We start from the raw sequence: 18,771 nt of genomic DNA, 5'->3' as shown, positions 1-18,771 counted from the left end.
AATTGGGTTATCCTTTGTAACTTTCGCGCCAGAACAGAAACTTGCGTTCAATAATACGGAACAGCGAATCGATCAGCTTTCCAACAATAGCGAAAATAATAATGCCTACAAATACAATCTCCGTATTCGAATTCTGCTTCGCCTCATTGATAAGGAATCCGATGCCCGACTGTGAACCAATCAGTTCAGCGACAACTAAACCGATCCAGGCTACAGCCAGCGACAACCGTAACCCTAATAGAATTCCAGGTAGTGCTGCAGGTAATATTAGCCTCCTGAGTTTCTGGTAAGGGCTGAAGCCCAGCACACGAGCCACCTCGAACAGCTTGTTGTCTATATTCCGGATGCCCATAAACGTATTAATATAAAGCGGGAAAAAGGAGCCTGTCATAATGATTGCAATTTTGGAGACCTCCCCAAATCCGAACCACAGAATAATCAGTGGCGCTATGGCTAGATGGGGAACAAGCCTCAGTACCTGTACGCTAGGATCAAGCACATATTCCACACTCCGAAACAAGCCTGTCAGTATACCAAATACGAGACCCAGAACACCTCCGATCAGAAATCCGATTCCCGCTCTCCCCATGCTTACACCCATATGATGGATTAACTCTCCGCTAACCAAAAGGTCGGTAAAAGCTCTCGCTATGGACAGCGGAGTCGGCAGAAACGTTGCTGAGACCCACCCCATACTTCCCGCAAGTTGCCAAAGGACTATCGTCATCACCGGAATAATTGCACCTGTTCCCCAATCCGTTAAGATAGGTCTCCATGCTGCAGGAGCAAGAGGTTTCCTCGATAACTGAATGGACCTAGCAACGATATCCCTGCTATTCGGTGTTTCTCTAGACTTGGAAGTGCTCTTAATAGTCGCTTCTCCTCCATCACTCACGTCGTACCCTCCCATCGTTTAATGAGTATTCAATGTTATCCACTGTAACTGTCTTGCCATCTCAACAGCCGCCGTTCAATGTATCGAACAATGGAATCACTTACCAACCCTGCTGCGGCGAAAATAATAATTCCTACGAACACCACAGGGGTATCTGCGAATTGACGAGCATCGGACATCATATAGCCGATACCGGAGGTAGAAGCGATCAGCTCTGCCACAACCAAGCCCAGCCAGGAGAGTCCCAGGGAAAGACGCAGACCGAGAATAATGTTTGGCAGCGCTGCTGGAAATACCAGTGTACCGATTTGCTTCATACGACTGAAACCAAGCACCCGGGAAACTTCAAAGAGCTTGTTATCCACGCCGCGAATGCCCATGAATGTATTAATATAGAGTGGAAAAAAAGCGCCTTTAGCAATCAACAGCACCTTCGACTCCTCACCAATCCCGAACCATAGAATAAACAACGGTACTACCGCCAGACTCGGTATCATGCGAATCATTTGCAATGAGGGATCTAGTAGCTTCTCGGATCTGCGGAACAATCCTACAAGGATGCCGAATAGGAGACCAAGCCCACCGCCCAACAGAAATCCAGACAGAGCTCTGACCAAACTAATCCTAAAATTCGACCATAAATCACCTGAAGCAGCCAAGGTTACAAAAGATTCAGCAATGGTATAAGGTGTGGGAAAAAGCATTTCCGAAATCACACCATAGTGCCCGAGGATCTGCCACACAATCAGTACACTGACTGGGAGCAAAAGACCAAGCCCTAGCTTCTCTACCTTTCCGGGACGTCCGGAAGTTCTTATGGCCACAGGCCGATTTGTCATCATCTGCATCCACCTTTTTTTAGCTTTGCAACCCTTTAAACAAACAGAAAGAGACTCCCGAATGTTAATATCTTTCGAAAGTCTCCATGGGTATGGTCAACATATTTTATATTCCTGCTCCGTCCGTAAGCTCCAGATCATCTACTTTCTCAAAATAGTTCAACACCTTCAGGCGAAGCTCCTGAAAGGAAGTCGTTGTTTTTTTACGTGGATAGGGTAAATCGATGGGCACAATTTTTCGTATTTTCCCGGGACGAGGCTCTAGAATCACGACCCGGTTACCCAAGAACACAGCTTCATCAATATCATGTGTCACAAAAATCATGGTTGTTTTATTAGCTCGCCAAATGTCTAGTAATACCGTCTGCATATGTGCCCTAGTGAATGCATCCAAGGCACCAAAGGGTTCATCCAGAAGTAGAATTTTCGGATTCCGCAGAAGTGCACGCGCGATTGCCACCCGCTGGGCCATTCCACCTGAGAGCTCACGGGGATAAGATTTCTCAAAGCCATTGAGCTTGACCAGATCGATCAACTCATCCACTTTCCGTCTGACCTCTTTGTTCCCTAAAGGTAAATCGGAGGCGATATTCTTCTCAACGGTAAGCCAGGGAAAAAGGCGATGCTCCTGAAAAATAAAACCTTTATCAATCCCCGGACCGCCAATTTCCTCCCCTCCCAGAGTGACGCTGCCAGTGAATCCACGATCCAGACCTGCAACGATACGCAATAATGTACTTTTACCGCAGCCGCTGGGGCCGATGACTGTAATAAATTCACCTTCTTGGACATCGAGATCGACATTATAGAGGGCTTGAACATGACCCCCAGCAGACTCAAAACGTTTATTTAGTTTCACGATAGACAGCAGCTCTCTTCCCACCTTGAGCCCTCCTTCATACCATATGGATAAAAAAAATAGAGGCATTGCAGAATGGACACATTCGCAATACCTCTGTAGAAACAGTCGGTCATTATTCATAGTAAACAAATTGGAATTATGAAATTTAAATTATCACAAAACCAATATACTGTCAAACAAAATTGATAATGGAACAAGCTTTATTGAAAAGGCACCTAATATAAAAAAACTATTATAGCGACTGGTGATTACGTTATTGTCAATAAGTAACAAGTAGCATCTACTTTTCTAATAAAATCCTCCACTAACCTCCCTTGCATCATCTTGATTAGGAATCATTTCCTCCTGTGTCCTTCGCTTGATTGTCACACCATGTTCACCATTTATTCAAAAAGTTTAATTATACATAGACATTAGTCCAACAAGTGTCTATAACGTAGACACATCTTTATAGATTAATGATTGGATCATTGCAATTTTAGGCATACAATTAAAACCAAAATCCATATGTCATATTTTATATTAATGTCGCTTTAGGTAGTCGAAGGATAATACACAGCCCAAATGCGATGAATTCGCTTTGTTATCTTTTAACGAAATCAGTGAGGTGTAATTATTATGAAAGCAGCAGTTTGGTATGATCGCAAAGACATTAGAGTAGAAGAAAGAAACATAAAGACACTAAAAGATACCGATGTGCTTGTCAAAGTTGCGTGGGCAGGTATATGTGGTACAGATTTGCATGAGTATGAGCTCGGCCCCATTTTTATGCCCAAAGATACACCTAACGAAATAACCGGAGAAATGGGCCCTATGGTTCTTGGACATGAATTTTCCGGTATTGTGGAACAAATAGGTGATAACGTATCAACACTTAAAAAGGGCGATAAAGTCGTTGTAAATCCAGTCTATACTCCTGGCAAGCTTCCGGCTGAGATTGATCGTTACACGGGTCTGGGTTCATTGGGTCTCCACACGGACGGAGGATTTGCAGAGTATGCTGTCGTCTCTGAAACCAATGTCGTACAGATCCCGGATAGCATGCCTTTAGATAAAGCCGCATTGGTAGAACCACTGGCTGTTGCAGCTCAAGCCGTTAAAGACGGAAGTGTGAAACCTGGAGATGCCGTAGCTGTATTCGGTTGTGGACCAATCGGGCTGCTTACCATCGTTGCAGCCAAAGCCGCAGGAGCGAAGGAAATCTACGCTTTTGATCTATCGGATGAAAAACTGGAGAAGGCTCGCGAAGTAGGGGCAACTCAGATATTGAACACGAAAACTGGTGATCCAGTAAGCTTTATTAAAGAGAAATATGCCTTTGGTGTTGATGCAACCTTCGAAGCTGCTGGGGTGAAAGCTACATTCGATGCATCCATAGCCTCCACTCGACCAACAGGCACAGCAGTAATCGTTGCAGTACACGCCAAAAACTTGGACTTTAACCCTGTTGTGCTGATGCTGTCAGGTGTAAAAATGAGCTCCTCACTTGGGTATGAGCCTGAGACTTTTAAGGACACGGTTCGAATCCTAAATGATGCAAACACGAATGTAGATCCCATTATTACGAAAAGAATCAAGTTGGATGACGTTGTTGAAGAAGGCTTCGAGACCCTCCTCTCCGACATGACCCAAGCCAAAATTCTCATTCAACTCAGTGGTCAACTGTAAAATTTGGAGAACAATCTTTAATGAATCAGGCCATCCTTAACAGGATGGCTCTACTTTTATTTAAGTTATCAATCATCTCTCCACATTTGCTGCACAGCGAAAACCGACATTACCGGAGGAACTGTCTGGTGTATTCTTATTGCGGGCGGCTACTCGGTATCGGTTACAATAGGAATCATGGCATAAATAGGAACCACCTCTCATGGATCGCACATGTCCTATTCCGTTCCCTAGAGGATTAATTGTTGACGTTTGCTGATGATAATAAGGATTAAATGCATCCACACACCATTCCCATACATTGCCCGCCATATTATAAATCCCGTATCCATTCGGCTCATATTCATCCACTGGAGATGTCCCTACATAACCGTCCGATGCATCATTATTGGTTGGGAACTCTCCCTGCCAAATGTTGCACATATGTTGATCTTCTGGTGTAAGTTCGTCCCCCCATGGATACCTCAATTGCTCCAGCCCTCCTCGGGCAGCGTATTCCCACTCCGCTTCTGTAGGCAATCGTTTGCCGGCCCATTCACTATAAGCTACTGCATCATTCCAGGATACATGTACAACGGGATGATTCATTCGACCCTCCAGATCAGAACCTTCTCCTTCTGGATGCATCCAGTTTGCCCCCTCAATCACATGCCACCAAGGCGTCTGAACGACCATTGTAGCTCGGTTATGACGCTTTTCTGCCGGCAACAGCAGATGAAATACAAAAGAGTTTCCGAATCGTTCAGCTTCCGTTTTGTAACAGGTATCTCTAATAAAATCTTGAAACTGTGCGTTAGTCACAGCATATCTATCTATGTAAAAGGGACTGATCCTAACCTTTCTAGCAGGCCCCTCCCCATCCTCTGCAAAACCTTCATTACTGTCTGTTCCCATATAGAATTCACCTCCTTCTAGACGGATCATGTTTGAATCTGTTTGTACACGTTTAGCCCCCTTACTATGGTCTTGATTAATCACCTGTTTTGTATGGATTCGCGTATTCATTTTGAAACGAGTGGATGCTTTCTCATGTCCAGGTGCACAGCAAGAAAACTTCTTGTCTTGCTCATTGTTCTCCATAGGAACTTCCCCCTCCGATTTGGCAGTCTTGTTTCAACTTTTCAAACATCACAAAACCGTCAATCATCGATCAACGGTCTCTACCAATTTTGTTGCTTCATTATTTTTTCTAGCATACTTCAAACACAATAGCTAGATTATTCCAATGCCTGTAAAACAAAACGATCATTGACGCCTTGCTTAAATGCTATTTCTTTCTTAAGAAAGCCGTTCTGAAGGAGAATGGCAGTTGTTGCTTCCTGAGCGGCCAGAGCTTCTTCCGAATAAGCAGTTAGCAGGTTGGAACTGCGCTCCAGAACGACCTTGATGATGTCGGGCGGCAATTTGGTTTGTTCCGAATAGATCTGAGCCGCTTCATCCAAATTGGCCGATTGCCATTCAAGCGAACGTTTAAATTGCTTTAAATATTCGACGACCAGTTCCGGATGATCCTTAGCAAACTCAGAATGCGCAATCATGGATAGGGGCGCAAGGACTTCGGTATTAGCATCAAGTGCTTTTGCTTTATGATTGGCAACATTCAGTGTCACATTCGGATCGACGGTAACCCAAGCATCCAATTGACCGGATTCGAAGGCTGCTTGCGCATCCTCAGGCGTCAAATTAATGATGGTAAGGTCTTCTTGCTTCAATCCGTTTGCTTCCAACACTTTGATTAAGTACACATGCGAGGATGATCCCCTTCCCAATCCAACCTTTTTACCCTTTAGATCTTGAACTCCTGCTATGCTGCTATTTACCGGAACAAGTATGGAATTCAGGTTTTTGCCTTCGCCGATCAGGCCGACAATCTGAAGGGGCAAGTTGTTCGATAAACCTGTAATGGTTGCACCATCTCCAAGGAAAGTAAGATCTACCCTTCCAGATACCAATGCCTCAAGAATGGGTGGACCGCTGGCGAATTTGCTCCATTCGACTTCAGCATGAAGTTTATCGAATCCTTCCTTCAACCATCCCTTCTCCTGGGCGATGATAAGCGGATTCAAATTTCCGTTAACAGCAATTCTCACCTTGACTGTCTCCCCTTCACCAGCTGGTTGGGCGCCTGAGTCTGTTTTCCCTTCCGTGCCGTTTGAAGATATACTTCCTGAAGTGGAATTATCTGCGTTTGAGCATCCGGCTATTACAATAGCCATCACTATGAGAACAATAAGTAATGGCCCTCTATTTCTCTTCATTCTCATCATTTCTTTAAGCCTCCAATTCAGATGTAAATAATGGGTTTTACGAATCAAAAAAAGACTTTCTAACACAGTCGTCAAGCTAATAAAGCCTGAATCTCTGGTTGTCCAGTCGATTCTCATCAGGATAAATAACATATTCACAATGTGACTTTCAAGTCAAAATGTTTTGTGGGTAAATCATATCAGCAGGAAAATCAGAATGTCAATCTTTTCCCTGAAAAAATATTCATGTCCAATTATGGACCAATCATCTGCATGAGTAATTGGATCGTTGTTTCGTTCGCCGGCTCGTATTCACGAACCTTCAGCAGCATGAGGTTCTGTATTAGAGTTGCAAATAAAGTCGCCAAATGAATCGGATCTCCTTGACGCACGGAACCATCTGCCTGCCCTTCGCGGATTAGCTGAACAAGAAGTTGTCGGTTCTTCTTGCCACGTTCACGAATTTTCTTCTTTTCTTCATCGTCCAACAAATCGGTGAAGATCGCCTGCAGCAGCACCATATAGCTGTCTGCGTTCGACTCTTGTGACAACACCTTGGTCGCAATATACCTGAATTTGTCCGAAACTTTCCCTTCAAGCTCAATTGCTTTGTTCAACTGTTCTCCGTACAGATCTTGTCCCCTTTTAATGACGGCAAGCAATAGTTCTTCTTTCGATTTGAAGTAGCTGTATATGTATCCGTGGCTGCGTCCTGCCTCGGACGCAATATCGTCAATCTTGGTCAGTAAACCGCGACGTGCAAAGACGCTAGCTGCTGCATCGAGGATTTCCTTCCGGCGCTGCTCGCGCATCTGTGTGTCACGCATCACATTTCGTGGCATTGTATTAAACCTCCTGGGTTGTTCCAACGGGTATTTATTCCCTTTCTAGGTTAGTGTAACAGAGCCAGTCCCCCTTAAACCACAATAACATTTCGCCCTCTGAATTGTTCTTAAATAATTATCTGATCTGATTATTCCACTTATTTTACTTGGGTATTGACACTGGGAAGATTTAGGTGCTAAGATCACCAACAACATGACTTCAAAGTCAATTTGTCAACTGGATAGGAGCGAATGCCATGCAGCCGGTGTTACACATTCATGAAGTGAGCAAGACATTTCACACGGATCAACAAATCACTCCCGTTCTAGACGGAATAAGTCTTGACGTTCACGAAGGGGATTTCACGGCGGTCATCGGACCAAGCGGCTGTGGAAAAAGTACGCTGCTTAAAATCGTCGCCGGTCTTGACGGCGAATACGATGGCAACGTCCTACTGAAGGGTGAACCCATTCTCAGTCCCTCGAAGGAAAAAGGGTTCATTTTTCAGGAGCATCGACTTTTTCCCTGGCTCACTGTAGAAAAAAATATTGCTGCGGATCTCTCCTTGCGAGATGTGTCGGTCCGTAAAGCGGTGGATGATCTGATTGAGCTGGTCAAGCTCACTGGATTTGAGAAGGCTTATCCGCGTCAGTTATCCGGCGGGATGTCCCAGCGTGTAGCCATTGCCCGTGCATTGCTGCGCAAGCCGGCTGTTCTCTTGCTTGATGAGCCATTTGGCGCGTTAGATGCATTTACAAGAAGCCATATGCAGGAAGCGCTGCTCGACATATGGAGGTCCAATCGCACTGCGATGGTATTGGTTACCCACGATATTGATGAAGCCATTTTCTTGTCCACCCGAGTCATTGTCATGGATGCAAGACCTGGAAGAATCAAAGCGATCGTACCCATTGACCTGCCTTATCCCCGTAGCAGAACCAGTCGTTCCTTTACAGAACTTCGTACCCTTATTCTTAACGAGCTAGGCCACAAAGAAGAATCGGAAGACTACAACATTTAAAATGCATAGAAAGGAATGGATATTTATGGAGGTACCCATTAGGTCTAATGCCCATCGTGAAAAGAAACATAAGATGATCCCTCGTTCATCCGGCGGCTCATGGCGTCTATTCATCCGGGGAGCCATTCTCCCCGTGTTGATCCTTTCCATATGGCAGATTTTAAGCTCGACTGGAACCATTTCCACCCAACTTTTTTCGTCGCCTGCCCTCATTCTACGTCAGTACTGGGAGCTGAGTCTCTCGGGAGAGCTGCTTCACCATTTGCGAATCAGCCTCGTTCGTGCGTTGCTCGGTTTCTTGCTTGGAGGCAGCTGCGGATTACTTCTCGGTTTATTCGTCGGCATGTTCCGTAAGGTTGAAGAAACCGTGAACCCAACTGTACAAATGCTAAGAACTGTGCCTCTACTGGCTATTACTCCCCTTTTCATCCTGTGGTTCGGATTTGGCGAACTATCCAAAGTGCTCCTGATCTCCCTGGGTGCCTTCTTTCCCTTGTACGTAAATACGTTTCTCGGTGTGCGCAACGTCGATGCCAAGCTATTCGAAGTGGCCCGCGTTTTGGAATTCAGCCGATTTAGCCAGATGATGCGCTTGGTCCTTCCAGCAGCTCTACCCAATGTGCTGCTCGGTATTCGCCTATCGCTCACGATTGCATGGCTTTGCTTGGTTACAGCCGAACTTTTGGGCGCCGACACCGGCGTCGGGTTCATGATTCAGGACGCTCGCGCATTCATGCAGACGGATATTGTATTTGTAGGCATCACGATTTTTGCTATTGTTGGTAAATTGTCCGATTCCATCGTCCGGTTCTTTGAAATCAAGTTGCTTCGTTGGCAGGATAGTTATAAGGGATAATGTACGCTCCAAGCCGCTTTATTCATGAACAATCATATAATTTATGTAGGAGAGGACGTTCAATCATGACTTCGAAACCGCAAAATGTATTGTTTATCATGTCGGATCAGCATAACCGGGACATCCTGGGACACAACGGTCACCCCATCATTCAAACGCCCCATTTGGACCGGCTCGCGAAGGATGGTGTGAATTTCACGAATGCTTATAGCAACTGCCCTATTTGTGTTCCTTCACGAGCCAGTATTGCCACCGGTCGTTATCCTCATGATAACGGCTCTTGGGATAATGCAGCACCTTATTCAGGAGACAGACCAAGTTGGGGACACAGGCTTGTGAATCAAGGAATTCAGGTCACTACGGTAGGAAAGCTTCATTACCGGGATGCAGTCGATGATACGGGCTTTCCCGATCAGCGCCTCCCTCTCCATGTGCTGAATGGTGTGGGAGATCTGTTCACCCTGATCAGAGAGACGGGCTTGCCTTCAGGTAACCTGGGCCGCAAGCAGGTCCTTGCAGCTGGGCCGGGCGAGTCATCCTACACCCAATATGATCGTGCCATTGCAAAAGAAGCCGTGAATTTTCTCCGGAATGAGGCAGCGGGCATTGATAAACCGTGGGTGCTCTTCGTGTCGTTTGTCACGCCTCATTATCCACTGACTGCTCCACAGGAATACTTTGACTTGTATCCGTTGGAAAGTATCGAACTTCCGAAAAATTACGGATTGGATCAGCGTGGCTCCCATCCTGTCATTGATGAGTATCGACGCTTGATTGGTATTGCCGATGAATTGGAAGAAGCGGATATTCGCAATGCGCTTGCGGCATATTATGGCCTTTGCAGTTTCATGGACGCCCAGGTTGGTGAGGTGTTATCGGCATTGCGGGAAACTGGTTTGGACCGTTCGACACGCATCATCTATACATCGGATCATGGCGATTCCATGGGAGAACATGGTCTTTGGTTCAAATCAACCATGTATGAAGGATCTGTGGCCGTTCCTTTCATCATGTCCGGACCCGATCTGCCCAAGGGAAAACAAGTCGAAAATAATATTTCTCTCGTCGACTGCTTCCCAACCATACTCGAGATGGTCGGAGCACATCTGGCACCTGAAGATCACGATCTTCCGGGAAAATCATTGTTACCCATGGCCCAAGGGGAAATCGAGCCCAATCGTGTTGTATTTAGCGAATACCATGCCGCAGGCAGTATTACAGGCTTTTTCATGGTACGGGAAGAACAGTATAAATTTATTTATTACGTCAATTACCCACCACAGCTGTTCAATCTGGCCCAAGATCCTGCGGAATCAAACGACTTGGCTGGCGATCCACAATATGCAGACGTGATTCGCCGGATGAATCAGAAGCTGCGTGAGATTGTTGATCCGGAAAAGACTGACGCTGAAGCTAGACGGGATCAGCAGCGGCGGCTCGATCTTCACGGTGGTCGGGAACAGATCATGGCCAAAGGATTCAAAGTTCCATACACGCCAGCACCAAAGGTTGAATAGGAACGGTATAAGAAGGAGTTGAGAGCGTAATGGATCCGAAGCTAATAGACATTATCCGTCAGAATATGCATCACTCGTATCGGTTTCTCCCCACTGCAAGTGTGTTTCGCGGTAGTGGCGATGTCTCCCCGATCGGCAGCGATCCGCATCCCTTGGACGAACTTGCTTTTGTTGACGCCGCGGGAAGAGCCACAACGCTGTCAGAAACCTTGGAACAGAATCATACGGACGCTTTTCTGGTTATGCACCGCGGGAAGATCGTCTATGAGAAGTATTATTCCGGCATGGAGCCCACGCTTCAGCACGGACTGGCATCCGTCACCAAATCGTTTATCGGAACGTTAGTTTCGATTGAGTTATACGAAGGGAACCTGGTTGCCAATGATCGTGTTCATCGGTACATTCCGGAACTGGCCGACAGTGCATTTGGCGATGCGACCCTCCAGCAGCTTCTGGATATGCAGATTTCGTGTAACTATCCTGTTTTTTTTCCGGAAGCAAATTATATTGACAACCAGCGCAATCTGCTCCTCACTGCCATCGGTACAATTCCTGCCAAAGAAGGATATACAGGGCCCAGAACCATTCATGAATATCTGGCTTCCATTACAAAGTCTCAAGAACACGGCTCGGCATTCCTATATAGTAACGGTCCAACTGAGGTGCTGGGCTGGATTCTAAGTCGATTACACGGCGTCTCACTTGCAGAATTGTTGAGCCAACGAATCTGGTCCAAGCTGGGTAGCGAGAAAGATGCGTATTTCATAGTGGATTCGGAAGGTATCGAACAGGCTTGCGGGGGGCTTCATGCAACACTTAGAGACGTAGCTCGGTTTGCAGAGATGATGCGTAATGACGGCTTTTTCAACGGCTATCCCATCGTTCCTGAGGCAGTTATTGACGCTATTCGCCAGGGAGGTCGGCGCGACTTATTGGCCGCTAGCAATCGAGCCATGGCAAGACCAGGATATTCGTACCGCAATCAGTGGTGGATCACACATAATCGATTCAATGCATACGAGGCAAACGGACTATATGGACAACGCATTCATATTGCTCCATTAGCCGAAATGGTCATCGTGCAATTTTCAGCTTATCCAGGCCACAGTGATGAGACAGCTACATTGTTTTCTCATGCTTTTGAAGCAATCGCCAATCATTTGATTTAGCGATTGCTTCCCCCCAACTCATCGTTCTCTTAAATGTCATTATGCATGCCATCCTGTTTTATTTGCCTAAACTATCCCAGAAGGTTTGGAAAGTACCTTTCTCCACCTCAAAAACTACGGGTACATTACCGTACCGCACCAGTCCTTCTTTGAACAGAACCAGTGGGACTTGCGTCTTGTCTACCAACGCTAGGTAGATGATCTTACGGTCTTCCTGACCATAAAGATGCTCTTCCAAGTCTGAAGTCATGGCTAGTGGTTTGGACTCATATAGTGCGGAAATGAATTTTTCCAATAATTGGTCCGCTGCCAGCGGCTGTAACTGTGATAAGCCATTATTCCAGCTTTCAAAGGTCTCCCATTGTGCAGAATGGATGTTACCTTCGAGATTCAGCTGGCCAAACAGATCGACACCGCTCCCGATCGTGATATCATTGTTCTTGTCAAACAATTGAGCAAACACCTGACCATCCATTTCAGTGGTTGACATGATTCGGAAGTCCTTATCGTAGCCATGAACCATATAGATATCCGCTTCACCAATGTTGGAGGCCAGCTCTTTATATTCATCCTGACTACTCAGCTCATGTATACCACCCGTTGTAGTACCCAGTTTTTCTCCGCGTAATGCCAGCGCATCCTCACCGTTAAGCGATGTCGGGGACTGCGTATAGACATGCCCCTGGTATACAACCAGTTGAAGCATACTTGCCTTTGGACCGCTGCTATTTGAATTGGGGAGTTCCGTCTTCGGAATCACTACCGGGTCATATGTAACTTTCGCAGCCATTTGTGTCCCCGGTTGTGTCGAACCGTTCCACTGCTGCCATAAGCTCGGAGCAGCCAGTCCGATGCTGGCAGCAATGACAACACTCGCTGCAATGTAAAGAGGCCTGCGCTGGCGTTTTTGTTTATGGTGCCGCACATTGGAGATGTGCTCCATGCGTTTTTTCATTTGGTCATTTGTTTTCATCTGATCCACCGCTCTCTTATAATTTCGTTTGAATTGTTCCTCGTTCATTCGGTTCCTCCCCTTCAAGCTCCAGTTTTAACAGCTGTCTCCCCCGTTGTAATCGCATCTTCACCGCTGACTCGCTAATCTGTAAAATTTCACTGATTTTTCGGACTGGATAATCCTCGTAATAATACAGATGAACCACCGCTTTATACTTGACGGGCAATGACAGCACGAGTTCGATTAGCACTCGATCTTCAGGGTCATCTGTGGTTAGGAATTCTGCTCCCTCCAGATTGACCTCCCGTTTGCGCCAGCCTCTACCTAATAAGGATTTGCAGTGATTGGTGATGACTCGGATCAACCATGCTTTCTGATGCTCTGCATCGTTGAACGAAGGGGCTTTTTCCATTAGCTTGATGAAGGTATCCTGAGTAGCTTCCTCCGCGTCCTCTCGTCTACCAAGGTGTACCATGGCTATTCGGAACAGAGTATCCGCATAAGTCTCATAAATGTTCATCACATGATCGCCCGGTTGGGGCACGGATCGCCGCATGGTTGTTCAGCCCTCCTTTATACCTCTAACACTCTTAAGGACGGCATTTGGTCACATTTTGTTGAAAAGTTTCAGGATGTTAAAAGAATGATTGGATTCGGGATTCAAATTGCATACAAAAATACCGACCCTCAAACTTCAAAGGTCGGTTTACCCACATTCGGGAGAGGAAAACAATGGTTATAACTGCATTATGTCCACGCTTTGCAGTTATATACCACCTTCCGCTCTAACTCTAGTGTTATTTGGACAATTCAGTAATATCGACGTTCATATGTTCCGTAAGCATTAAGGTAACATCCACTTTCACTTTGCTCCATAATAACGTCATTTTATGAATGTAACCTCTCACCGAATAATTTACCGTTAAACTTAGCTCAGATCTCTGTTCATCAATGATTTTAATATGGTGTTCCTTTAAACTTTGTTTGGATCGGTACATCTCTAAGGCAATTTTCTTTTGGGTCCCGTCTAAGTAATCAACATAGACCGATTTCATCTTAAAGTTTGAAGCGTATATTTTATGCTTATCTACCTCCAGAGCGCTTAACAGATAGGGAAGCTCTACCAGTCTCTTCACGAGTGCAAGTTCCTCAGAAGTCTGTCTCACCGTACACGCCTCCCTCTTCAAGTTTGACCGTGACCAATTGATCAAAATCGACCCATTCAAATCCATTGTCCATTTCAATTTTGATTTTCTTTCCAACGGTACTGACTGAAGTAACGATTCCGTGTATATATCGATTGCCCGACTCATTAAACACTTCAATGGTGGCTTGTAATGTATAGTGGAGCGACATATCTACATTTTGAGCAATGATCTCCCACTCATCTTCATGAATTAGCGGTTTGGCTTGATCATGAATTTGATTACGATGCTGTATGATTCGCTCTTTATGTTGTGGAAGCATCATACGGCTCGATTCCCATAATCCATTGGCCTCAAGTTTTTTGCTCATTTGTAGTGCCCCCCAATTTTAGATGCTCTATCTATTGCTTGACCAGCAGCTGTAATGGAGCTTGCTCGAAGTATGGCAATGTCGCCAAATCGATCCTTAATGTCGTCCATCACCTGATCAATAGCCCGGTTGTGCTCCTGATCATCAAAGAAAGATAGTTGATATGTATCCGCGTCGGATAATTGAGAAAGGGATACGCCTACACGGCGCACCGGTTGCCCATCCCAGTGTTGATGAAATATGCGTTTGGCGATCTTGCACACATCAACGGTTATGTTTGTTGGATCAGACAGCTTAACCTGCCTGTGAAAGCCTGTTGGATTGTCGAAATCTGCTCCAGACACACTCACGGAAACGACACTCCCCATCAGTCCTTTTTTACGAGCTCTTCGGCATACTTCAGTACAGATATCGAGGATTACCACTTCGATCTCCCAAGCCTCTGTGTAATCTCTAGGCAAGGTCATTCCGTTGCCAATATCCTTTTGTGTACTGTGTGTGTTGACGGTTACCGGTGAGTTATCGAGTCCATTGGCGATGCGCCAGATCACTTCTCCATTCACGCCCCATTTACTCTTGAGTTGGGTAAGAGGTGTATTCGCCAAATCTCTAATCGTTCGGATACCCATCTTCCACAGATGTTTTTCCATTCTTGAGCCAATCCCCCACATATCGCGGATGGGCTTATCTCCAATGTGGAGGTGTAATTCTTCTTTCTTTAAGTGGAAAATGCCCCCTTTGACCTTTTTAGCGATCATATCGCAGCACAATTTACTAATGATTTTGTTTTCACCAATGCCCGCTCTTGCGTAAACCCCTGTTTCATTATAGATCTTATCTTGAATTTGCTTGGCTAGATCGACAGGATCATTACCAAACAGATGCATAGACCCTGTAAAATCAGCGAATAATTCGTCTATACTGTACGGCTCAACCAGATCGGTGAACTCTTCAATAATGGACATGATTTGAGTAGATACTTCAATGTATTCTTGCATATGAGGTCTAACAATGATTAGTTCAGGGCACTTCTGAAGCGACTGCCAGAGTGGTTCTGCGGTGGATACACCCCTCGCTTTGGCTAATGGACAAGCAGCAAGAATAATGCCAGAGCGTCTTGCTGGGTCACCTGCGACGGCGAGTGGTTTATTTTTGTATTGAGGCATTTTGGCCTTTTCGACTGAAGCATAAAAGCTCTGCATATCTATGAGCATAATGGTTCGCTGCTTAGTCAACACTGAAATCACTCCTGTACTTAAGAACGTATGTTTGTATATATTATAAACCGAACACACGTTCTTTATGCAAGAGGTAAATATTTATATTCATTCGAGGGATGGTCATACTCAACTTTCATAAGCGTGTGTTATGACAAAGAAAGACCCTGAGGGGATAAACCCTCAAGGTCGATTAGAGACTTCTTCATAATAAATTTAATTAATATAAAGTGCATATCCCTTCTATATAAACAGATTATGGTTTGATTTGTCAGCCTGGCCCAGATAATAACCTACCCCACCAATAGTAACCTGATCCATGATCTCTTCCCGCTGGATACCCATCAGATCCATAGACATCTGACAAGCAACCATTTCAACACCTTGTGCTAACGCAGTTTGAATCAATTCTTCCAGAGAGGCGACGTTGTTTTTCTTCATGATGCCGCGAATAACTTTAGGACCGACACCAATCATATTCATTTTGGACAAGCCTAACTTGTGACTACCACGTGGCAGCATAAGATCAAACATACGGCCTATCATGTTTTTGGATACCGGTCCCGGCTGATGCTTGCGAATAATATTTAGTCCCCAGAATGTATAAAACATGGTTACTTTGCGCCCGCTTGCAGCTGCGCCATTAGCAATAATAAGAGAGGCTATTGCTTTATCCAGGTCGCCACTGAAGACAACCATCGTACTGGCAGGTTCCACAAGTTGAGCTTTCGAAGCAGATGATCTGACCGGCTCTGTCTGCTTGGTTAGTACTGCTTCTATGATACCGTTCTTACCACGTTCCAACTGTAGGAGTGCTGCGCCAGACATTCCTGCCCATGCCTTTACATCTTCGTAAAACCCTGGATCAGAAGCTTTTACCCGTAGCGTTTCTCCATCGGATAGTTGATCCATCTTCTGCTTTACTTGTATTAACGGACCAGGGCAGCTCAATCCGCATACATCCAATTCTTCATCGATACGTAATGGCTGAGAAGAGAGTTGATCCGTCTGATGTAATGTATTTTGCTTTGGATGAGAAACATGATCGCCATGATTTTTATCATCTGTAACCTCATGCTTTTGGCCAGAATACGGAGCTGGTTTAAATTGCGCTTGGCGATACGTTTTGAATCCACCACTCAAATTTTTAACGGTGAAACCGTGCTGACGCAAAATCTGTGTTGCAGTATACCCCCGTAAACCTACTTGGCAGTATACCCAGATTTCTTTAGAGACATCTAACTCATCCATTCTCTCACGAAGCTCATCCACTGGGATGTTTAATGATCCGGGAATATGGCCATTCCGATGCTCCAGCTCGCTACGTACATCTAGTAGTATGGTTTGCTCCGGCTGGCGCATAGACAGCTGATCATAGGTGAATGTGTTGACACGTCCAGCCAGAATATTATCTGCTGCATACCCAGCCATATTAACCGGATCTTTTGCTGATGAATAGGGCGGTGCATAACTCAGTTCAAGTTCAGTCAAGTCGCTTATATGACCCCCAAAATGAATAGCAACGGCAATATCATCAATCCGTTTATCCACTCCTTCGAATCCGACTGCCTGGGCACCCAGGATTTTTCCTTCAGGTGAGAACAGCAATTTTAAAGTAATTGCACTCGATCCTGGATAATACGATGCATGAGAAGCAGGATGAACAATTACCGTATGATAATCCACGTTAAGACGTTTTAATATCTTTTCATTGCTGCCCGTTGTAGCTCCAGTCAGTCCAAACACTTTAATGATAGAAGTCCCTTGTGTTCCTTTGTAGCTAGAATTTATGCCAGCAATCCGATCCGCAGCAATACGTCCTTGCTTGTTGGCAGGACCTGCAAGCGGAATCGCTGTCTTGGTTCCATGAATGTAATCACTTACCTCAATTGCATCACCAACCGCATATATATGCGGTATATTGGTTTCCATGGCCTCATTAACAATGATGTGTCCACGTGTCCCCAAGGAAATACCACTACTTTGCAGAAATGAGGTATCTGGCGACACGCCAATCGCGAGAATCACAAGATCTCCTTTTAAAACGTGACCATCTGAAAGCTCGACCCCTATGCCTTGCTCCAATGAACGAAAAGCTTTTACACGCTTAGAAAAAAGAAGATTAACACCATGCTGCTCCATTTCTTGTGCCAGTGCAGCTGCGATTTCAGGATCAAATGGAGTGAGCAATTGTTCGTTACCCTCGACCAGCGTTACATCTAGTCCAGCTTCCCGCAAATTTTCTGCCATTTCAACACCGATAAATCCACCACCAATAACGATTGATGACTCGTTGTTAGATGCACTTATTGCCTCTTTGATTCGATCAATGTCTGGAATGCTGCGCACTGTATAAATGAATGGATTATCTATACCCGGCACATCGGGGATTTTCGGACGTGCACCGGGAGACAGAATTAACTCGTCATAGGTTTCTTCGTATTGACCGCTCTCCTCGCTGTTCACTAGAATCGTTTGATGCTGGGGGTTGATGGATATGACCTCACTCTGTGTACGTACATCAATTCGGAAGCGATCTGCCATTCCTTTAGGTGTTTGTACTAACAAACGGTCTCGCTCAGCAATCGTTCCGCCTATATAATAAGGTAAGCCGCAGTTGGCGAATGAAATGTAGGGACCCTTTTCAAATATGACTATTTCCGCATGTTCATCCAGCCGGCGTAGGCGGGCAGCTGCTGACGCACCCCCCGCTACTCCACCAACAATGACTACTTTCTTACTCATGATTAACATTCATCCTCTCCAAATAAAACAGTTATAATCTGTTCAATACGTTGGTTTGCAAGTATATAATTCACTTCAAGGCCATTTCGCTCCGTATCAACAATTCCTACACTGCGCAGCTTCTGTAAATGCTGGGAAACGGTTGATTGCGGCAGATCCAGACACTCCTGCATATAGGAAACATTACATTTCTTTTTACGCATCAACCCACGCACAATGCACAGGCGTATAGGATGAGAAAGGGCCTTCAGTAAGTTAGCAGGTTCCTCAAACTGCTTCAAATCACCGCTATCGTTAAAACCGAGTTTATCCAAAGTTAACCCTCCAATATCGTTATATTAGAATAATACGATATAGTAAAATGAAAGTCAAACGACTTTGTTTGTTATTATTATCCATTGTAGTGGATGATCTCCTATATTAACTCACTCTAAATTCTAT

Annotated in this window: 18 protein-coding genes; 5 read left to right on the top strand and 13 right to left on the bottom strand. The window is 45.2% G+C overall.

Annotated elements, in window-relative coordinates:
- Nucleotides 1-7 precede the first annotated feature (7 nt).
- The 3 genes from ABIC22_RS22915 to ABIC22_RS22905 form a co-directional block, all read right to left on the bottom strand.
- Complete coding sequence (locus tag ABIC22_RS22915; protein WP_483312562.1) at nucleotides 8-895, bottom strand: ABC transporter permease; 888 nt, start codon at nucleotides 893-895, stop codon at nucleotides 8-10.
- Between the two features lie 35 nt (nucleotides 896-930).
- Complete coding sequence (locus tag ABIC22_RS22910) at nucleotides 931-1,737, bottom strand: ABC transporter permease (protein ID WP_371859927.1); 807 nt, start codon at nucleotides 1,735-1,737, stop codon at nucleotides 931-933.
- A 103-nt stretch (nucleotides 1,738-1,840) separates the two neighbouring features.
- Nucleotides 1,841-2,617 carry an ABC transporter ATP-binding protein gene (locus ABIC22_RS22905; RefSeq protein ID WP_354484029.1) on the bottom strand — a complete coding sequence of 259 codons (777 nt, stop codon included), beginning with the start codon at nucleotides 2,615-2,617 and terminating at the stop codon, nucleotides 1,841-1,843.
- A 597-nt stretch (nucleotides 2,618-3,214) separates the two neighbouring features.
- On the opposite strand from ABIC22_RS22905, the gene ABIC22_RS22900 reads away from it, so the two are divergent.
- Complete coding sequence (locus ABIC22_RS22900; RefSeq protein ID WP_354484028.1) at nucleotides 3,215-4,264, top strand: 2,3-butanediol dehydrogenase; 1,050 nt, start codon at nucleotides 3,215-3,217, stop codon at nucleotides 4,262-4,264.
- 72 nt (nucleotides 4,265-4,336) lie between these two features.
- Here the strand turns inward: ABIC22_RS22900 and ABIC22_RS22895 are convergent, their stop codons facing one another.
- From ABIC22_RS22895 to ABIC22_RS22885, 3 genes are all read right to left on the bottom strand, one after another.
- Complete coding sequence (locus ABIC22_RS22895; protein WP_354484026.1) at nucleotides 4,337-5,344, bottom strand: formylglycine-generating enzyme family protein; 1,008 nt, start codon at nucleotides 5,342-5,344, stop codon at nucleotides 4,337-4,339.
- A gap of 137 nt (nucleotides 5,345-5,481) precedes the next feature.
- Nucleotides 5,482-6,663, bottom strand: coding sequence for an ABC transporter substrate-binding protein (locus tag ABIC22_RS22890; RefSeq protein ID WP_354486066.1), 1,182 nt, complete (start codon nucleotides 6,661-6,663; stop codon nucleotides 5,482-5,484).
- A 101-nt stretch (nucleotides 6,664-6,764) separates the two neighbouring features.
- Nucleotides 6,765-7,352 carry a TetR/AcrR family transcriptional regulator gene (locus tag ABIC22_RS22885; protein WP_354484024.1) on the bottom strand — a complete coding sequence of 196 codons (588 nt, stop codon included), beginning with the start codon at nucleotides 7,350-7,352 and terminating at the stop codon, nucleotides 6,765-6,767.
- Between the two features lie 239 nt (nucleotides 7,353-7,591).
- Between ABIC22_RS22885 and ABIC22_RS22880 the strand changes: the two genes are divergently transcribed.
- The 4 genes from ABIC22_RS22880 to ABIC22_RS22865 all read left to right on the top strand — a co-directional run bounded on the left by ABIC22_RS22880 (nucleotide 7,592) and on the right by ABIC22_RS22865 (nucleotide 11,898).
- Entirely contained in the window at nucleotides 7,592-8,356 is a 765-nt protein-coding gene (locus tag ABIC22_RS22880) for an ABC transporter ATP-binding protein (protein ID WP_354484022.1), read from the top strand.
- A 19-nt stretch (nucleotides 8,357-8,375) separates the two neighbouring features.
- Nucleotides 8,376-9,212 (top strand): ABC transporter permease, encoded by an 837-nt coding sequence (locus ABIC22_RS22875; RefSeq protein ID WP_483312602.1) that lies wholly within the window; start codon nucleotides 8,376-8,378, stop codon nucleotides 9,210-9,212.
- Nucleotides 9,213-9,277: 65 nt separating this feature from the next.
- The gene (locus ABIC22_RS22870; protein ID WP_354484020.1) at nucleotides 9,278-10,729 is read left to right on the top strand and encodes a sulfatase-like hydrolase/transferase; all 1,452 of its coding nucleotides are present in this window, start codon (nucleotides 9,278-9,280) and stop codon (nucleotides 10,727-10,729) included.
- Nucleotides 10,730-10,758: 29 nt separating this feature from the next.
- Nucleotides 10,759-11,898, top strand: coding sequence for a serine hydrolase domain-containing protein (locus tag ABIC22_RS22865; protein ID WP_354484019.1), 1,140 nt, complete (start codon nucleotides 10,759-10,761; stop codon nucleotides 11,896-11,898).
- Nucleotides 11,899-11,956: 58 nt separating this feature from the next.
- Here ABIC22_RS22865 and ABIC22_RS22860 read toward each other — a convergent pair whose 3' ends face one another.
- From ABIC22_RS22860 to ABIC22_RS22830, 7 genes are all read right to left on the bottom strand, one after another.
- Nucleotides 11,957-12,919: a hypothetical protein gene (locus ABIC22_RS22860; RefSeq protein ID WP_354484017.1), complete on the bottom strand. Its 963-nt coding sequence runs from the start codon at nucleotides 12,917-12,919 to the stop codon at nucleotides 11,957-11,959.
- Nucleotides 12,888-13,409 carry an RNA polymerase sigma factor gene (locus tag ABIC22_RS22855; RefSeq protein ID WP_127537021.1) on the bottom strand — a complete coding sequence of 174 codons (522 nt, stop codon included), beginning with the start codon at nucleotides 13,407-13,409 and terminating at the stop codon, nucleotides 12,888-12,890. The genes ABIC22_RS22860 and ABIC22_RS22855 overlap by 32 nt, the downstream gene beginning before the upstream one ends.
- A 241-nt stretch (nucleotides 13,410-13,650) precedes the next feature.
- On the bottom strand, nucleotides 13,651-14,019 hold the full coding sequence (locus tag ABIC22_RS22850) for a YhjD family protein (protein WP_095357757.1): 369 nt from the start codon (nucleotides 14,017-14,019) through the stop codon (nucleotides 13,651-13,653).
- A complete protein-coding gene (locus tag ABIC22_RS22845) occupies nucleotides 14,003-14,368 on the bottom strand; it encodes a YolD-like family protein (RefSeq protein ID WP_154894105.1) in 366 nt (121 codons plus the stop codon). Before ABIC22_RS22845 ends, ABIC22_RS22850 begins: the two co-directional genes overlap by 17 nt.
- On the bottom strand, nucleotides 14,365-15,582 hold the full coding sequence (locus ABIC22_RS22840; protein ID WP_483312601.1) for a DNA polymerase IV: 1,218 nt from the start codon (nucleotides 15,580-15,582) through the stop codon (nucleotides 14,365-14,367). The genes ABIC22_RS22845 and ABIC22_RS22840 overlap by 4 nt, the downstream gene beginning before the upstream one ends.
- A gap of 246 nt (nucleotides 15,583-15,828) precedes the next feature.
- Complete coding sequence (locus ABIC22_RS22835; RefSeq protein ID WP_354484013.1) at nucleotides 15,829-18,330, bottom strand: FAD-dependent oxidoreductase; 2,502 nt, start codon at nucleotides 18,328-18,330, stop codon at nucleotides 15,829-15,831.
- 2 nt (nucleotides 18,331-18,332) lie between these two features.
- Nucleotides 18,333-18,644 (bottom strand): ArsR/SmtB family transcription factor, encoded by a 312-nt coding sequence (locus ABIC22_RS22830; protein ID WP_354484011.1) that lies wholly within the window; start codon nucleotides 18,642-18,644, stop codon nucleotides 18,333-18,335.
- Between the last annotated feature and the right edge of the window lie 127 nt (nucleotides 18,645-18,771).

The organism is Paenibacillus sp. PvP094 (genome assembly GCF_040546835.1).
Lineage (GTDB): Bacteria > Bacillota > Bacilli > Paenibacillales > Paenibacillaceae > Paenibacillus > Paenibacillus illinoisensis.
The sequence above is the reverse complement of the archived record's forward strand: the minus strand, read 5'-3'. Positions and strand labels throughout refer to the sequence as shown.

What these genes read in the sequence shown, in the direction of transcription:
- ABIC22_RS22910 (WP_371859927.1), bottom strand. Translation starts at nt 1,737, where the DNA reads ATGATGACAAATCGGCCTGTGGCCATAAGAACTTCCGGACGTCCCGGA.
- ABIC22_RS22900 (WP_354484028.1), top strand. Translation starts at nt 3,215, where the DNA reads ATGAAAGCAGCAGTTTGGTATGATCGCAAAGACATTAGAGTAGAAGAA.
- ABIC22_RS22895 (WP_354484026.1), bottom strand. Translation starts at nt 5,344, where the DNA reads ATGGAGAACAATGAGCAAGACAAGAAGTTTTCTTGCTGTGCACCTGGA.
- ABIC22_RS22890 (WP_354486066.1), bottom strand. Translation starts at nt 6,663, where the DNA reads ATGTTATTTATCCTGATGAGAATCGACTGGACAACCAGAGATTCAGGC.
- ABIC22_RS22885 (WP_354484024.1), bottom strand. Translation starts at nt 7,352, where the DNA reads ATGCCACGAAATGTGATGCGTGACACACAGATGCGCGAGCAGCGCCGG.
- ABIC22_RS22880 (WP_354484022.1), top strand. Translation starts at nt 7,592, where the DNA reads ATGCAGCCGGTGTTACACATTCATGAAGTGAGCAAGACATTTCACACG.
- ABIC22_RS22870 (WP_354484020.1), top strand. Translation starts at nt 9,278, where the DNA reads ATGACTTCGAAACCGCAAAATGTATTGTTTATCATGTCGGATCAGCAT.
- ABIC22_RS22865 (WP_354484019.1), top strand. Translation starts at nt 10,759, where the DNA reads ATGGATCCGAAGCTAATAGACATTATCCGTCAGAATATGCATCACTCG.
- ABIC22_RS22860 (WP_354484017.1), bottom strand. Translation starts at nt 12,919, where the DNA reads ATGAACGAGGAACAATTCAAACGAAATTATAAGAGAGCGGTGGATCAG.
- ABIC22_RS22855 (WP_127537021.1), bottom strand. Translation starts at nt 13,409, where the DNA reads ATGCGGCGATCCGTGCCCCAACCGGGCGATCATGTGATGAACATTTAT.
- ABIC22_RS22845 (WP_154894105.1), bottom strand. Translation starts at nt 14,368, where the DNA reads ATGAGCAAAAAACTTGAGGCCAATGGATTATGGGAATCGAGCCGTATG.
- ABIC22_RS22840 (WP_483312601.1), bottom strand. Translation starts at nt 15,582, where the DNA reads ATGCTCATAGATATGCAGAGCTTTTATGCTTCAGTCGAAAAGGCCAAA.
- ABIC22_RS22835 (WP_354484013.1), bottom strand. Translation starts at nt 18,330, where the DNA reads ATGAGTAAGAAAGTAGTCATTGTTGGTGGAGTAGCGGGGGGTGCGTCA.